We start from the raw sequence: 14,950 nt of genomic DNA, 5'->3' as shown, positions 1-14,950 counted from the left end.
ATAAATCCGTTCTAGGGTCTATGTTCTAGGTTCTAAGTTGAAAAGCACCAAGCCCGATTTACCACGCAGAACTTAGCTTTTAGCCTTCCGCCGGCTCGCCGCCGCAAACGTGGTAGAGCATGGCCATCCTGATGGCGACGCCGTTTGAGACCTGCTTCAGGATATAGGACTGGTCGCAGTCAGCCACGTACGAGGACAACTCGACGCCGCGGTTGATCGGCCCGGGGTGCATGACCATGGCGCCAGGCTTGGCCAGTTTGAGAACCTCGGGGTTCAGGCCGAAGTAACGGGCGTACTCGCGCATGCTGGGAAGCAGCGTCTTCCCCTGGCGCTCCAGCTGGATTCTCAGCATCATCACCACGTCGGCCTGGTCCACCGCCTCGCGCATGTCCTTGCAGACGGTGACGTTACCCAGGCGTTCGATCCCGACCGGCATCATGGTCGGCGGGCCGGCCAGAAAGACCTGGGCGCCCATGGTGGTGAGGCCGTAGATGTTGGAGCGCGCCACCCGGGAGTGGGTAATGTCGCCCACGATGGCGACCTTGAGTCCCGCAAGCTTGCCGTACTTCTGGCGCATGGTGAGCATGTCGAGAAGCCCCTGGGAGGGGTGCTCGTGCGCGCCGTCGCCCGCATTGATCACCGAGCAGGAGACCCGCTTGGCGAGGTATTCGTGGGCGCCCGAGATGGAGTGGCGCATCACGATGATGTCCGGCTTCATGGCCAGGATGTTGTTGGCGGTATCGGAGAGCGTTTCGCCCTTGGTGACCGAGCTCGTCGACGCGGTGATATTGACCGTGTCGCAGGAGAGCCGTTTTGCAGCAATTTCAAAGGAGGTTCGGGTACGGGTGGATGCCTCGTAGAAGAGGTTGACGACCGTTTTGCCGCGCAAGGTCGGAACCTTCTTGATGTCGCGGCGGTTGATTTCGTCAAGGCTGTCTGCCGTATTGAGGAGCAGTTCGATCTCCTCTTTGGTCAGATCCTTGAGGGCAATGATGTCTTTGTGCCTGAACCCCATGGTTCCCCCCTTGAAACTCGTAGTGTCAGCAACAAAACTTCAATTCGAACAGGGATGAATGGGATAAACGGGATAAAACCTTCTCTACGAAGTTTTGGTTATGTCTTTCCCCTAACGTCTTTCGGTTTCAGGGTTTATCCCCTGTATCCCATTCATCCCTGTTAGGTAGTTAATCCCATTCATCCCTGTCAGTGGTTTATTTCTGCAGCAGAACTTCAGTCGGCTTATTATCCCCGTCGAAGACGACCATGATGTTTTCGCTGCGGCTGGTCGGGACGTTGCGCCCTACGAAGTCGGCGCGAATCGGCAGGTCGCGGTGGCCGCGGTCCACCAGCACGGCGAGCTGGATGCAGGAGGGGCGCCCCTGGTCGATGATGGCATCCATGGCGGCGCGAATGGTGCGCCCGGTGAAGAGCACGTCGTCCACCAGGACCACTTTTTTCCCTTCCACCGAGAACGGCAGTTCGGTCTTGCCCACCGGCAGGTGCTCGGCGTGCCCCTTGATGTCGTCGCGGTACATGGTGATGTCCACCGCCCCCACCGGGACCTCGACACCCTCGATCTCGGAGAGACGGCTCCCCAGGTCGTGGGCCAGGTGCACGCCGCCGGTCCTGATGCCGACCAGGACCAGTCCTTCTACACCTTTGTTCTTCTCCAGCACCTCATGGGCAATCCTCGTCAGGGCCCTTTTGACGCCGGTGCCGTCCAGGATTACGGTATTTTCTGCCATGTCGAATCTCCTTAGGCGCTCAAGCGCCATTAGTGGGTCGTAGCGGATCAGTACGAAACTGTTGTTTTTCGATCATTTAGCCGGCCCAGACAAGGGCCCATCCTGCTAATAAAAAGAGCCTCTCCGCGCGTAGGCTGAAAGGCTCTTACAGATAGACTGAGAGTGTGACTTTCTGCACCTTTGCTAACCTCACGGGGCTAATTTAAAAGGCATGCTAAAAATTTCGCTAAAAGTACCATTGCCTCCAGAGAGAGTCAAGGCGAAACTGCACCCTAAAGCACCGAGAAAAATTAGGTTTCCCTAAACATCCAGCCCGGCATGGTCCCGGCGCAACCTGCAGCAAACACTGGGGAGGATGGCCACACCGGTGGGTGAGTAGGTAACGTCCTTTGTCGCGAGCTGACGAGCCATTCCCGCGCATTTCACAGCTCTGAATCGGGCGGTATCGGCGGCCTTACTTGCTATCTGTGCGGCAAGATGCTATACACTCAGGCTGGTTTAAGAAACATAACGAAGGTTTTTGCAGGGGCGGCCATCGAATGGGTCGCACTCGAGCTGCAGAAGTCGCAAAGGAAGAACGATGCTATCGGGAAAACAAAAGAGATTTCTCCGGGCCCTGGGACATGGGCTTAAACCGGTCATCACGGTCGGCAAGAGTGATGTGAGCGAGGCGGTGATCCGCGAGACAAACGAGGCGCTGGAAAGCCATGAACTCATCAAGGTGAAGATCCTGGAGAGCTGCCTGATCGACCGCCACGAGGTGGCCGAGGAGCTCTGCACTGCCGCTGGTGCCGAACTGGCCCAGGTGCTGGGCAGAACGCTGCTGTTGTACCGGGCGGCCAAAGAGCCCAGGCTGGAGCTTCCCAAGAAGTAAACGGGCAAGCGCAGGGTGAGGTAAAAAAGCGGGGGCAAATAGCCCCCGCTTTTTGTTTATCTGGTGCCGTAAGTTCGGGTTCGGGCCGATCCGCGCGGGAAACACCTGCCCCCCTACACCCTCTCGTACGGCTCAAACAACTTCTTGAACTCATCGAGCGCAAACCGGTCGGTCATGCCGGCGATGTAGTCGCAGATTACCCGCTCGCGCCCCTCGCGTTCCATCTTCATCTGGTGCTTCAAGGGGAGCAGCGTGGGGTGCTTCACGTACACATCGAAGAGCTCGGCCAGGTAGCGCTCGGCCTTCACCCGCATGCGCTCGACCTTGTAGTGCCGGTAGAGGTTCTGGAACAGGAAACGTTTCAACTGGGCGTTACGCCTGGCCATCTCCGGGCTGAAGGCGACCACCGGCAGGTTCACCCGGCGCAGGTCCTCCTGGGTCTCTATGTTAAGGGACTCGAGGTTGGCGGCGGTGGTCACCACGAGGTCGGTGATCAACACGCCGATGAGCGCACTCACGGTCTGGCAGACGGCACGGTCGGGATCGATCCCCGGGTACTTGCGCAGGATCCCCTCGTGGACCTCCTCCCACAACTCCACGCTGCGCAGTTGCGCCAGGTTGATGTAGCCGGACTTGAGCCCGTCGTCGATGTCGTGGTTATTGTAGGCGATCTCGTCGGCCAGGTTGATGAGCTGGGCCTCTATGGAGGGGACGACCCCGGGCAGGAACTCGGCGAAGGCGGTCGTGGGGAGATCGTAGGGGGTGGAATGCTTGGCGATCCCCTCGCGCACCTCCCAGGAGAGGTTCAGGCCGTTGAAGTTGGGGTAGCGCTCCTCAAGCTCGTCCACGACGCGCAGCGACTGCAGGTTGTGCTCGAAGCCGCCAAACCCCTCCATGAGCCGGTTCAGCACCTCCTCCCCGGTATGGCCGAAGGGGGTGTGCCCCAGGTCGTGGGCAAGTGCCAGGGTCTCGGTGAGCTCCTCGTTGAGCCCCAGGCGGCGGGCGATCCCCTTCCCAATCTGCGCCACCTCGAGCGAGTGGGTGAGCCGGGTGCGGTAGTAGTCCCCCTCGTGGTTTACGAAGACCTGGGTCTTGTACTCGAGACGGCGAAAGGCGGCACAATGGATGATGCGGTCGCGGTCCCTCTCGAACGCCGGCCGGTTGTCGCGGAACTCCTCCTGGTACTTGCGCCCGCGGGAACTGTCACTGCGGGCCGCATACCCTGCCAGGTCGTTTCGCTCCATCATCTCCCCATCTCTCATCCACTCCCCCTTCCTGAAGAACGAGACGTTTCAGCACGAGTCCAAACGACTGTCGATCGTCATTATCCAGAAAAACACCGGTGAAAAAAGAATCCGCAGCAGCTAAAGACGCTTCTTATCCAGGCTGCGGCGCTAAAGCACATAATATTCCCGCTATTTATATACGGCCCTGATACACTGTCAACTTTAAAGTTGCCATTGACGCCATGGGTGCATCGTGGTAATAGAGCAGGCTACAACGCGAGAAGCATGAAAAGCCGGTAATATCGACCGGATGAAGGAATAGATTCTATGCGGGTGATCGCAGGCTCAGCGCGGGGGCGCAGGCTCACCGCTCCCAAGAACATGCGGGTACGCCCGACCGCCGACCGCGTCAAGGAGGCGCTCTTCAGCATCCTGGTGAGCCGCCTGGGCGAGTTCGACGAGATGCGGGTACTGGACCTTTTTGCCGGCACCGGGAACCTCGGGATCGAGGCGCTGAGCCGCGGCGCAGGCTATGCCGTCTTCGTCGACGCGCACCGCGACTCGGTGCAACTCATCCAGAAAAACCTGGAGCTCACCCGGTTGAACGCTCAGGCCAAGGTGCTGCACCAGGATGCGCCGGCCGCGCTTAGCTGGCTGGCGCGCAGCGAGGCCCCCTTTCACCTGATCATTCTCGACCCTCCCTACCACGAGGGGCTGGCGGTTCGGGTACTGGAGCTGCTGGGCGAATCGCCCTTGGTCGATGCCGGGACCACCGTAGTGGCGGAGTTCGCTGTACAGGAAGAGATCCCCCGCAGCTTCGGCAAGCTGCAGGAGAGCGAGCGCAGGATCTACGGTGATACCGCCCTCTCCTTTCTAACCATCGCAGACCGAGGTGCACAGTGCCCCTGAAACTCGCCGTCTACCCGGGTTCCTTCGACCCGGTCACCTTTGGACACCTGGACATCATCGAGCGCGCCCTGCAGATCTTCGACGGCGTGGTGGTGGCCGTGGCCCGCAACTCCGAGAAGAACTCGCTGTTCAGCGTCCCCGAGCGGCTGACGCTGTTGTCCGAGATCCTCGCCGACAAGCCGAACTGTTACGTGGAGACCTTCGACGGCCTCCTGGTGGACTTTGTCCAGAAACGGGGCGCCTCGGTGGTAATCCGCGGCCTGCGCGCGGTCTCGGACTTCGAGTTCGAGTTCCAGCTGGCCCAGATGAACCGCTCCATCACCAAGCAGGTGGAAACACTGTTCATGATGACCTCGGTCCCCTACAGCTACCTCTCCTCCTCCATCGTGAAGGAGGTGAGCTCGCTGAACGGCCCGGTGGACAAACTGGTCCCGCCGCTGGTCAAGGCGGCGCTCAACGCCAAGTTCAACCGTTCCTAGCGCTCTACTTGCTACGGCAAGCGGCGTCTGTTACTGTTGCAAGCCAGCACGCGCTGAGATGTCGAGTAAACGCAGCCAACCCAGCATCGGGAGGTTCCAGTGATCACCAAGACCATGACCATTTCGGAGATACTCAGGCGTCACCCGGAAACCCTCCCCATCTTCGAACGCTACGGGCTGGACTGTTTCGACTGCCAGATCGCGGACTACGAAGAACTTGAGCACGGGGCCTCGGTTCACAAGGTCGACATCGACACCCTGCTCGCCGAACTGAACCGCAGCATCACCGTCTAAGCACCCAGTACGACGCAGCCCGCTTCTGCGCCCGCGCCGCTCTCCCCACGACGGGGAGACGGTCCGGGCGTTTCTTTTCTCCTCTCCAAAGTGCCTTGCGACAGCCTGTCGCGTTATTCCTCCCGGTAAACCGTCTGCACCCTCATTTTTTTCTCAAGCAGCGCCTCACGTCGTCGATATTCTTACAGAACGTTCCGCGATCGACGAAGCGACAACCGACAGGAGGACCCCAGCGCGATGAGCAATCTGCCAGCAACCCAGAAAACGGATACGGAAACCCACGACGAGATCCAGTTGGTCAGTTTCAGCCTGGACCAGGAGGAATACGGCATCAACGTGCTCTTGGTACGCGAGATAATCCGCATGCTCAACATCACCCGGGTGCCCAATACCCCGCACTACGTCGAGGGGGTCATCAACCTGCGCGGCAAGGTGATCCCGATCATCTCGCTCAGGCGCAAGTTCAACCTTCCGGAGGCGGACTGGGACAAGCGCACCCGCATCATGGTCATGGAGATCATCGGCGAACTGATGGGATTCATCGTGGACGAGGTTTCCGAGGTGATCCGCATCTCGGAGAAGGAGATCCAGCCGCCCCCACCGGCTGCTTCGGCGGGGCTCGAACAAGAGTGCATGGCCGGGGTGATCAACCAGGCCGAGCGCCTGCTGGTACTTCTGGACCTGGACCGGATGCTGAGTGACGAAGAGCGCCGCCTGTTAAGCGGGGTGGCCTAAGGCGGAAAGGTTCCCAAAAGCAAACGAGGGCACCGGTTGACACCGGTGCCCTCGTCATTTCAGGTCCCTGGGCCTGAGCGCCCCCTCTCCCGTTACAAGATCCTGCTGCCGAGCAGCGAGGCCGCCAGTTCGACGGCGATCTTGGCGGTCTGGTTACGCTGGTCCAGGATGGGGTTGATCTCCACGATGTCCAGGGAGGCCAGGCGCCGGGAATCGGCGATGATCTCCATCAAAAGCTGGGCCTCCCGATAGGTGAGACCGCCCGGCGAAGTGGTACCGACCCCGGGGACCTCGAGGGGATCCAGGGCATCCAGGTCGAGGCTTACATGCAGACGGCTCACGTGTTCGAGCCGCTCTACCGCCTCACGGGCCACGGTCCCCATGCCGCGCTCGTCGATCTCGCGCATGGTGTAGGTGGCGATCCCGCTCTCCTTGAGGCGCTGGCGCTCCTGGGGGTCCAGCTCCCGGATCCCGATCATCACCACGTCGCTCACCTGGAGTTTGGGACCGATGCGCCCAAGCTGCACCAGTTCCGGAAACCCCTGCCCCATGAGAGCGGCGAGCACCATGCCGTGGATGTTCCCCGACGGCGAAGTCTGCGGCGTATTGAAGTCGCCATGGGCGTCGATCCAGATCACGCCGACCGGTTCGTGGTGGGTCACCCCGCCGATCGACCCGAGCGCCATGGAATGGTCTCCGCCCATGAACAGCGGCAGGAAGCCGTCCTCTACCGCCCGCCGCCCCGCCTGGTACACCGCATCGCAGACCCGCCGGATGGAAGGGAGGTAGTGCATTTCGCGCTCCCCGCCCAGGACGTCGCGCACCGGCACGTCGAGGTTCCCCTGGTCCTCGACCTGGTACCCCAGACCGCTCAGGCGGTCGGCGATCCCCGCATAGCGCAAGGCACCAGGACCCAAGTCGACGCCGCGCTGGGCCTGCCCCAGGTCGACCGGCACCCCGATGATGCGAACCTTTTTCCCGCTGCCCACCTCGTCCGTCATGCGTCCTCCTGAGCCGCTGCAGCAGCCGAACGCCCTACCCCGCCGAGCCACCCACCGCGCTCATCATCACGGATACCAGCTGCTCCAACTCGAGCGGCTTGGTCACCAGGCCGTCGAACCCTTCCCTGCGGTAGCGCTCACTCTCGTCGCCTACGAAACTGCCGGTCAGCGCCACCACCGGCAGCCGCCCGTCGCTCCCCGCCTCGCGCCGGCGGATCTCCTGCAAGGCCTCCCGCCCGTCCATGACCGGCATCTGGATGTCCATCAGCACCAGGTCGAAGCGCTCCCGCTCGAGCAGTTCGAGGCACTCCTTGCCGTTCGTCGCGCAGCGTACCCGGTGTCCCAACTCCTTCAGGATGGCGCTGCCGATGGTGAGGTTGATGGCGTTGTCCTCGACGAACAGGATGTCGAGGGGGGTGCCGCTCCAGTTGGGGAGCCGCACCTCCACCGGGTCGGCGGCACTGGCGCCGGTACCCGGCGCGCCGCTGCGCAGGGTGGTGATGGCCCGGTTGGCGGCCTGGTTCTGCTCGCGCGCCTTCTCCAGCTCGACCTCGCCCAGGCGACGCTCGTGGATCAGCCCCTCGAGGCGCTGCTGCTTGGCCAGTAGTTCCAGCTCGACCCGCTTGCGCTCGGTGACCTCCTCGTGGGAGACCAGCGCGTAGGTGGCCCCCGCCACGCTGAAGCGGCTCACCCGGCACAGGAACCAGTGCTGCTCGCCGGTATCCCCCTGGGCGTACTCCTTGACGAACTCGGGGAGCGCGCCGTCGATGACGCTCCAGATCCCGACGATGAACTCCTCAACCGAACCGGAGTCCTTGCCGGTGAGCACCCGACAGACCTCGAGGTAGCTCGACCCGGAACCGACTGCGGGTTCGCCGGTGCCCGGTGGCGGGGTGAACCTGGCTTGCCAGGCGCGGTTGGTGATCACCACGCGCCCCTGGGCGTCGATGACGCAGAGGTTCTGATGCAGACCGTCCAGCGTGGAATGGATGAACTGCTCCTGCTGGCGCATTCCCGCTTCGGCCCGGCGCCGCTCCTCGACCTCGCGCTTGAGCTCCTGGGTGCGCTCCTGGATGCGCTGTTCCAGTTGTTCGTTCAACTGCAACACGTCCTGCTCGGCCTTCTTGATGCGGGTGATGTCGGTAAAGGTGATCACCACCCCCTCGATCTGCCCGGTCTCGGTGCGAAACGGCGAGACCCGGTGCAGCACCCAGCGGTCGTCCCGTGCCTGTTCCTCCTTCTCGATGGGGACACCGCTTATCAGCACGCTGTTGATGTCGTCGAGCATCTGGTCCTGCCCCGACAGGTGGTAGGCGATGTGGTCGATGGGACGGCCGATGTCCTGGGGGATCAGCTTGTAGAAACCGGCGACGGCCGGGTTGTACTTGCGGATCCTCAATTGCCGGTCCAGGAAGATGGTGCCCGCCTCGGTGCTGTTCAACAGATTGTCGTGGTCGGTGTTGAGCTGCTTCAGTTCAAAGTTCTTGCGCTCGAACTCGGAGTTCACCGAGTAGAGTTCCTCGTTCACCGAGTGCAGCTCCTCGTTGGTGCTCTGCAGCTCCTCGTTGGAAGCGAGGAGCTCCTCGTTGGTGGCCTGCAGTTCCTCGTTGCTGGTCTGCAGCTCCTCGACGGTTGCCTGCAGGTTCTCGCGGGTGGACTGCAACTCCAGCTTCAGGTCGGCCAGGTACTGCCGGAAATGCTCGCCGGGCTCGAATGCCTCGCCGGCGGCCTCGGCCTGCTCCGGTTCGGGTGGCTCCAGCCTGCGCACCCTGTTGAAGTAGACGTGGTAGTGGCAGGCGCGCGACTTGGGCTCGGGCAAGGGGGTCACCGTGAGGTCCACCAGCTGTTCCTGCCCCCCCAGGCGCACCCTCAGGTTCTGGGCCGCCACCGTCTGCCCCTCCTTCTGGGCTCGCGGTAAAAGCGTGCTGAGCGCCAGGTGCAGGTTCCCGTCGGTCAGGGCCAGGATGTTGTACTCCATGCGCCCCTCGAGCATGCGCAGGTATTCTGACACGTTACCGAAGTAGTGCAGGATCTGGAACTGCTCGTCGACGAGCACCCCGGGGGGGAGGTGCTTGCGCAAAAGCGCGTCGTAGTCGGCGAGCACCTGGCGGTCCAGGCTCACCAGGCGCCCCGCGCCGGGCTGGGAGAGGGCGACCGGGATCCGCCCCTGCGCCTTGTCCAGGCCGGCCAGGTCCATGTCGATGGCCAGTTTCAGGTGCCGGATCTTGCGAAACATCTTGTGCTGGCTTGCCAGGGTCTCGAATTCGCCGGAGAAGCTCCCCAGCCCCTCGCTGCTCCCGAGGAAGAGCACCCCGCTTTTGCGCAGGGCGAAGTGAAAGTGGGAGATCACCTTCTCCTGGACCTCGGGCTGGAAGTAGATCAACAGGTTGCGGCAGCAGACCAGGCTTAGCTTGGTGAAGGGGGGATCGCTCAGAAGGTTGTGCGGTGCGAACACCACCAGCTTGCGCAGGTCCGAGTTGATCCGGAACTGGTCGTGGCCGTCCATCTTGAAAAAGCGCGCCAGCCGCTCGGGGCTCACGTTGGCGAGCTTGCCGCGCTCGTAGATCCCCTGGGAGCCGGCCTCCAGCGAGGATTTGTGCACGTCGGTGGCAAAGACGGTGATCTTCCCCCGGAAGCCGAGGTGCTCGGCATGCTCGGTGAGCAGGATGGCGAGCGAGTAGGCCTCCTCGCCGGTCGCGCAACCGGCGGACCAGACCCTCAGGTCTTCGCCGCGGCGCAGGTTCACGAAGAGCCGCGGCAGCACTTCCTGGTCCAGGTACTGGAAGGCCTGCGGGTCGCGGAAGAACTCGGTGACCCCGATGAGCAGATCCTTGTAGAGCAGGTCGAGCTCGACCTGGTCCCCCGAGAGGATGGAGAGGTAATCGGAGACGTCGCCTATCTGGCGGAAATCCATGCGCCGCCGGATGCGCCGGCTCACGGTGCTGTCCTTGTACTTGGCGAAATCGAGGTTGTAGGTGCGCCGCAACTGGGCGAAGATGCCGGCGAACTCGCCGTCCTCGGCGAATACCTCCAGCTCGCTGTGCGCCAGGTTGCGCACCGCGGCGGCGTTCACCAGGTAATCGAGCAGCACCTTGGGGATGCGCTGGGGTGCCAGGATCAGGTCGCAGGCCCCGGTGGCGATGGCGCTTCGCGGCATGCCGTCGAACTGCGCGGTCTCCGGCGCCTGCACCACGACGAGTCCCCCCTGCTGGTGCACCGAGACCACGCCGTGGGAGCCATCCGACCCGGTACCCGAGAGGACCACGGCGATGGCGCGGCTGCCGACGTCCTCGGCGAGCGAGTTGAAGAAGAGGTCGATGGGGAGCTCGACGTGCTGGCTCTTGGTACGCTCGGTGAGATACAGGGCCTGGTCGCGCACCGTCAGGTGGCTCTTGGGAGGGATCAGGTAGATGCTGTTGGCCTCGAGCTTCACCCCGTCGATGACCCGGTGGATGGACATCTCGGTGTGGCGCGCCAGGAGGTCATCCATCAGGCTCTTGAAGTCCGGTGAGAGATGCTGGATCACCACGAAGGCCATGCCGGAATCGGGAGGCATGTTGTCGAAGAACTGCTCGAGGGCGTTGAGTCCTCCCGCAGAGGCACCGATCCCCACGATGTGGGTCGGCGTCCCTTCTGGCTGAACTGGCGTAGTGGTCATGGTGATCTCCGGTGCTGGAATGGATACCGTTTTACTAAAGGGAGTGCCGAGCCGGGGCCTGGCCGATAAGTTCGCGAACCTTGTCGGTGAGTTCGCGCACCGAGGGGGGCTTGGGCAGGAAGTGGAACTCCCCGGCAATCACCCCCTGCTCGTCGATGAGGGCATCGGTGTAACCGCTGGTGAACAGGAGCGGCACTTCCGGGTCCATGCTGCGGATCGCCTCCCCCGCGCGCCGGCCGTTGAGCCTGGGCATGATGACGTCCAGGATCACCAGGTCGATCTGGCCGCGGTGTACCTTGAAGGTGGCTACCGCATCCTCGCCGTCCACCGCAGGGATGACCCGGTAGCCGCTGCGCTCCAGGATAGAGGTGGTGGTCTGGCGCACCGGGGCGTCGTCCTCGGCCAAGAGGATGGTGCCGCTGCCGGTGCGCAAAACCGGGCCCGGCGCCGGAGCCGCCTCGCCCAGCTGTTCGCCCAGCGGGAGGAAGATGCGGAAGGTGGTGCCGCGCCCCAGTTCGCTGCTGGTGTGGATCACCCCGCCGTGCTGCTTCACGATGCCGTACACCGTGGAGAGCCCCAAGCCGGTCCCCTTCCCTTTTCCCTTGGTGGTGAAGAAGGGGTCGAAGATGCGCTCTTTGGTGCGCACATCCATGCCGCAACCGGTGTCCGAGACGGTGATCCCCACGTAGCGACCCGGGGGGCAGCCGTTCACCTCGGCCTGGGCAGGTTCCAGGGTGACCGGAGCCAGGTAGATGATCAGCATCCCCCCCTCGGGCATGGCGTCCTTGGCGTTCACCACCAGGTTCATGAACACCTGTTCCAGTTGCGAGGAGTCGCCCAGCACCGTGAACTCCCCCTTGGCGCAGGAGACCACCAGCTGGATGTGCTCACCGATCAGGCGGTGCAGGAAGAGGTCCATCTGACTCACCACGCGCCCCACGTCCACCAGCCGGGGATTGACGACCTGCCGGCGGCTGAAGGTCAAGAGGTTGCGGGTGAGCGCGGCGGCCCGCTCGGCCGCTTCTGCAACGGTGCACAGCTCTTGGGCGATCGGGTCCTCTTCCCCCAGCTTGAACTGGAGCAGCGCGCAGGTACCCAGGATGACGGTAAGGATGTTGTTGAAGTCGTGAGCCACACCGCCCGCCAGGGTGCCCAGCGACTCCATCTTCTGGGCATGCAGCAGCTGGGCCTCCAGGCGCCGGTAGTCGCTCAGGTCGCGCACCAGCCGGGTGCTGCCGACAAATTCGCCGTCGGCGTCGAAGCGGGGGAGCACGGTGAACTCCAGGGAGCGTCCCTGCTCTTCCTGGCGGCATTCCAGCTGGACCGGCCCGCGCTTGGCGACCGCATCCTGGACCAGGCAGGACTCGTTCGAACAAAAGCCCTGGTAGAGGCAGGTGGCGCACAGCTGGTCGCCGGGACCGCGCTCGCAGAGTTGGAACCGCTCCCGGGCGGCGCGGTTGGCGCGCAGCAGGCGCCCCTGGGCGTCGTTCAGGGTGATGGCGTCCGGAAAGACGTCGAAGGTCTCCTCCCAGTCGCGGCGCGCCTGCAGGCTCTCGCGCTCGAGTTCCTGCAGGGCACCTAAGTCCCGGCAGAGCAGGAACCCCTGCACCCGGTTCTTGTAGGGGAAGCTCCCCTCCACCACCTCGACCGGAAACAGGGTGCCGTCGCGCTTGCGGTGCACCCGCCGGCCCCGGTGCCCCTGCACCGGAATACCCACGTGCGCCGGCCCGGGGGCGGAACCCGAGGGACCCAGGTGAGTCACCGGCATTCCCAACAGTTCGGGAAAGTCGTAGCCGTAGAGCTGGCGGGCCAGGTCGTTGGTCTCGGTGATGAACTGGGTCTCGCGGTCGAAGATGAACAACGCCTGGTCCAGGTTGCTGAAGAGCAGCAGGTACTTCTCCTCGCTCTCCTGGTAGTGGGCCAGAAGTTCCTGGGAGTGGACCAGTTGGTGGCGCAACTGGATGAGTTCGGCATCCTTGTGGTCGTCGCCGTAGAGGGGGTCAGGGGCGTTGCCGGCCGGTTGGGTACCCACGGAGTGTTGGGGGGAAGAAGTCATGGGCTCCTCGTGAGCGGCCCTGCTACCGGGCAGGTTCATAACCAGAAGTAAAGGGTAAGGGACCCGGCCGTCCCGGGGCAACCGCTCACCTCGATGCGGTCGGCCAGCTGTGCCACGCCGGGGAGCCCCGGTTCTACCGGCTCGTGCACCAGCTGGGCCAGGGCATCCGCCGTACCGGGGTAGCCGCTGTAGACCAGCCGCAGGCCGCTTTGGGCACCGAAACAGCGGAAGACCCGCAGGGTACCGGCGGCGCCGGTAACGACCAGCCGGCGCCCCAGCCCCGCGGTGGCGGTCACCAGGCGGGTCTGGTCGGCGACCTGCAGCCCGAGCCTCAGGGCGAGGCCGCGCACTTTCTGGCGCGCCAGGACCACGTCGGCGAGCGACTCCAGGGGAGCTTCGGCCAGGTGCTGCTGGCTGTCGTTCATAGGAGCCCTCCGGAGCGTGTATCGGGAAGCGCGCAGCCGGAACCTGAACCGGAGGGGGTGCAGCGGAGAAATGCAAGGGAGGGTTGCGGCCGAGCCGGGTGGCATGCCCGGTGCTGAGCACGAGGTACCGTACCAGGGACAGTTGCTGATTCAGCCAGAGAACGGACAGAACTCACGCGAGGAACCTTTTCCAGAATAGAATGGGCTACCTGCTGCAAGAAATACAGTATTTCAATGTCTAAATATGCAGTAAAAGGACTCGGTAGACATTCCTATTCGCGCCCTGACAATAACTAACAAATGTCGGAAAACTTTGCAATGTAAACTTACCCTACCCATGTAGGACGTTATCCCATACTAGTTCTTTATTCCCGGAACTAACTGCTGTCACCTGCCCCGCCCCACCTGCCCCCGGGAAACCCGGATAACCCTACATCTTCAGGTTGTTCCAGAGATTTACCATGAAGTCCTGGGCGTTGGTCAGGATGGCGACCGCCTGTGCCGAGCCCCGGTTGGCGAGTTTGTCGACGCAGAATTCGGTCATGTCCACCACGTAGAAGAAGACCGGCCGCACCGTGCCGTCATCCAGTACCTGGTAGCTCGGGACCATGTTGCCGAAGGCGATGGAGTGCAGCTGGGTCGCCATGGCGATCACCGTGGTGGCCTTTTTGGCGTGCACACGCATGGCGTCCTGGGCCTGGTAGGTATCGCGCACCACCTCGGGTAGCGGCCCGTCGTCGCGGATCGAGCCGGCCAGGACGTATGGTATCCCCTTTTTCTCGCAGGCGTACATGATGCCGTCGCAAAGGGCGAGCTCCTCGATGGCCCGGGTGATGCTCCCGCGCTGGCGCACCTCGTTGATGATATCCAGGTGGTTGTAGTGTCCCATGGGCTGGAAGGCCTGGGTGTAAATGTCCTGGCCCAGCCCGGTCCTGAAGCGAGCCGCCTCCAGGTCGTGGGTGGCCAGCGCGTTGCCGGCCAAAAGGGCATGGCAGAAGCCGGCTTCGATGAGCCCCTGCATGGCGCTTCGGCTGTCCATGTCGAAGGCGACCGCCGGTCCCAGCACCCAGACGATGTAGCCGTGCTCCCGGTCGTGCCTGAGTACCTGGTACAGCTCGTCATAACTGCGGGAGAACGGGGTTTCCCGGGTGCCACGGTTTCTGAAGGAGAACTTGTCGGCTAGGTGTTCGGTGAGCGGCTCGAACCCGGAGATGTGCAGGTAGATCCCCTCTTCGCCGTTTTCGGTGCGCCCCACGACCACCGGGTCCCCGGCCCGGACCCGGCGCGGCTCCACCACCTCGAGTTCCCGGCCGCGCAGCACCATCACCGAGTCCATGCGGCTGTGCCGGGCAAGGATCCACTCGCCGCTCCCCAGGTGCACGTACTCGGGATGGTTCGAGGTGGCATGGTAGTTTTTCGGGAGCACACCGTCCCCGGGAGCGGGAGCCGTCTGGGCCACCGGTGCATGGGCGAGCCCCAGCCGGCTGAAATCCGGTGCGGTATATTCCGGTATCACCTCGTTGATGGCGGACACGGTCCCCTCCTGTA

At 63.1% G+C, this 14,950-nt stretch carries 13 protein-coding genes; 5 read left to right on the top strand and 8 right to left on the bottom strand.

Annotated features, from left to right (window positions below):
* Window positions 1–79 precede the first annotated feature (79 nt).
* Both H7688_RS14530 and pyrR read right to left on the bottom strand, forming a co-directional pair.
* Window positions 80–1,015 (bottom strand): aspartate carbamoyltransferase catalytic subunit, encoded by a 936-nt coding sequence (locus H7688_RS14530; protein ID WP_183361879.1) that lies wholly within the window; start codon window positions 1,013–1,015, stop codon window positions 80–82.
* A 196-nt stretch (window positions 1,016–1,211) separates the two neighbouring features.
* A complete protein-coding gene (gene pyrR, locus H7688_RS14525) occupies window positions 1,212–1,745 on the bottom strand; it encodes a bifunctional pyr operon transcriptional regulator/uracil phosphoribosyltransferase PyrR (RefSeq protein WP_183361878.1) in 534 nt (177 codons plus the stop codon).
* A gap of 580 nt (window positions 1,746–2,325) precedes the next feature.
* Between pyrR and yhbY the strand changes: the two genes are divergently transcribed.
* The gene (gene yhbY, locus H7688_RS14520; protein ID WP_183361877.1) at window positions 2,326–2,619 is read left to right on the top strand and encodes a ribosome assembly RNA-binding protein YhbY; all 294 of its coding nucleotides are present in this window, start codon (window positions 2,326–2,328) and stop codon (window positions 2,617–2,619) included.
* A 113-nt stretch (window positions 2,620–2,732) separates the two neighbouring features.
* On the opposite strand, the gene H7688_RS14515 is transcribed toward yhbY, so the two are convergent.
* Complete coding sequence (locus H7688_RS14515) at window positions 2,733–3,881, bottom strand: deoxyguanosinetriphosphate triphosphohydrolase (RefSeq protein WP_183361876.1); 1,149 nt, start codon at window positions 3,879–3,881, stop codon at window positions 2,733–2,735.
* A 291-nt stretch (window positions 3,882–4,172) separates the two neighbouring features.
* On the opposite strand from H7688_RS14515, the gene rsmD reads away from it, so the two are divergent.
* The 4 genes from rsmD to H7688_RS14495 all read left to right on the top strand — a co-directional run bounded on the left by rsmD (window position 4,173) and on the right by H7688_RS14495 (window position 6,262).
* On the top strand, window positions 4,173–4,754 hold the full coding sequence (gene rsmD / locus H7688_RS14510) for a 16S rRNA (guanine(966)-N(2))-methyltransferase RsmD (protein WP_183361875.1): 582 nt from the start codon (window positions 4,173–4,175) through the stop codon (window positions 4,752–4,754).
* Window positions 4,745–5,233: a pantetheine-phosphate adenylyltransferase gene (gene coaD, locus H7688_RS14505; protein WP_183361874.1), complete on the top strand. Its 489-nt coding sequence runs from the start codon at window positions 4,745–4,747 to the stop codon at window positions 5,231–5,233. Before rsmD ends, coaD begins: the two co-directional genes overlap by 10 nt.
* A 99-nt stretch (window positions 5,234–5,332) precedes the next feature.
* Window positions 5,333–5,527, top strand: coding sequence for a DUF1858 domain-containing protein (locus tag H7688_RS14500; RefSeq protein WP_183361873.1), 195 nt, complete (start codon window positions 5,333–5,335; stop codon window positions 5,525–5,527).
* A gap of 237 nt (window positions 5,528–5,764) precedes the next feature.
* A complete protein-coding gene (locus tag H7688_RS14495; RefSeq protein WP_183361872.1) occupies window positions 5,765–6,262 on the top strand; it encodes a chemotaxis protein CheW in 498 nt (165 codons plus the stop codon).
* Window positions 6,263–6,354: 92 nt separating this feature from the next.
* Here the strand turns inward: H7688_RS14495 and rocF are convergent, their stop codons facing one another.
* The 5 genes from rocF to H7688_RS14470 form a co-directional block, all read right to left on the bottom strand.
* The gene (gene rocF / locus H7688_RS14490; RefSeq protein ID WP_183361871.1) at window positions 6,355–7,263 is read right to left on the bottom strand and encodes an arginase; all 909 of its coding nucleotides are present in this window, start codon (window positions 7,261–7,263) and stop codon (window positions 6,355–6,357) included.
* Between the two features lie 34 nt (window positions 7,264–7,297).
* Window positions 7,298–10,921 (bottom strand): chemotaxis protein CheB, encoded by a 3,624-nt coding sequence (locus tag H7688_RS14485; protein ID WP_183361870.1) that lies wholly within the window; start codon window positions 10,919–10,921, stop codon window positions 7,298–7,300.
* A 34-nt stretch (window positions 10,922–10,955) separates the two neighbouring features.
* Window positions 10,956–12,977, bottom strand: coding sequence for a hybrid sensor histidine kinase/response regulator (locus H7688_RS14480; RefSeq protein WP_183361869.1), 2,022 nt, complete (start codon window positions 12,975–12,977; stop codon window positions 10,956–10,958).
* A 35-nt stretch (window positions 12,978–13,012) separates the two neighbouring features.
* Window positions 13,013–13,402 (bottom strand): ATP-binding protein, encoded by a 390-nt coding sequence (locus H7688_RS14475; protein WP_183361868.1) that lies wholly within the window; start codon window positions 13,400–13,402, stop codon window positions 13,013–13,015.
* Between the two features lie 430 nt (window positions 13,403–13,832).
* The gene (locus H7688_RS14470) at window positions 13,833–14,936 is read right to left on the bottom strand and encodes a putative NPN-dependent ornithine cyclodeaminase (protein WP_183361867.1); all 1,104 of its coding nucleotides are present in this window, start codon (window positions 14,934–14,936) and stop codon (window positions 13,833–13,835) included.
* Window positions 14,937–14,950 lie beyond the last annotated feature (14 nt).

Origin of the sequence: Geomonas limicola (assembly GCF_014193675.1) — a bacterium.
In the GTDB taxonomy this organism is placed as follows: Bacteria; Desulfobacterota; Desulfuromonadia; order Geobacterales; family Geobacteraceae; genus Geomonas; species Geomonas limicola.
The sequence above is the reverse complement of the archived record's forward strand: the minus strand, read 5'-3'. Positions and strand labels throughout refer to the sequence as shown.

Excerpts from the sequence above, each read along its gene's own strand:
- H7688_RS14530 (WP_183361879.1), bottom strand. The coding sequence starts at position 1,015 with ATGGGGTTCAGGCACAAAGACATCATTGCCCTCAAGGATCTGACCAAA.
- pyrR (WP_183361878.1), bottom strand. The coding sequence starts at position 1,745 with ATGGCAGAAAATACCGTAATCCTGGACGGCACCGGCGTCAAAAGGGCC.
- yhbY (WP_183361877.1), top strand. The coding sequence starts at position 2,326 with ATGCTATCGGGAAAACAAAAGAGATTTCTCCGGGCCCTGGGACATGGG.
- H7688_RS14515 (WP_183361876.1), bottom strand. The coding sequence starts at position 3,881 with ATGAGAGATGGGGAGATGATGGAGCGAAACGACCTGGCAGGGTATGCG.
- rsmD (WP_183361875.1), top strand. The coding sequence starts at position 4,173 with ATGCGGGTGATCGCAGGCTCAGCGCGGGGGCGCAGGCTCACCGCTCCC.
- H7688_RS14495 (WP_183361872.1), top strand. The coding sequence starts at position 5,765 with ATGAGCAATCTGCCAGCAACCCAGAAAACGGATACGGAAACCCACGAC.
- rocF (WP_183361871.1), bottom strand. The coding sequence starts at position 7,263 with ATGACGGACGAGGTGGGCAGCGGGAAAAAGGTTCGCATCATCGGGGTG.
- H7688_RS14485 (WP_183361870.1), bottom strand. The coding sequence starts at position 10,921 with ATGACCACTACGCCAGTTCAGCCAGAAGGGACGCCGACCCACATCGTG.
- H7688_RS14480 (WP_183361869.1), bottom strand. The coding sequence starts at position 12,977 with ATGACTTCTTCCCCCCAACACTCCGTGGGTACCCAACCGGCCGGCAAC.
- H7688_RS14475 (WP_183361868.1), bottom strand. The coding sequence starts at position 13,402 with ATGAACGACAGCCAGCAGCACCTGGCCGAAGCTCCCCTGGAGTCGCTC.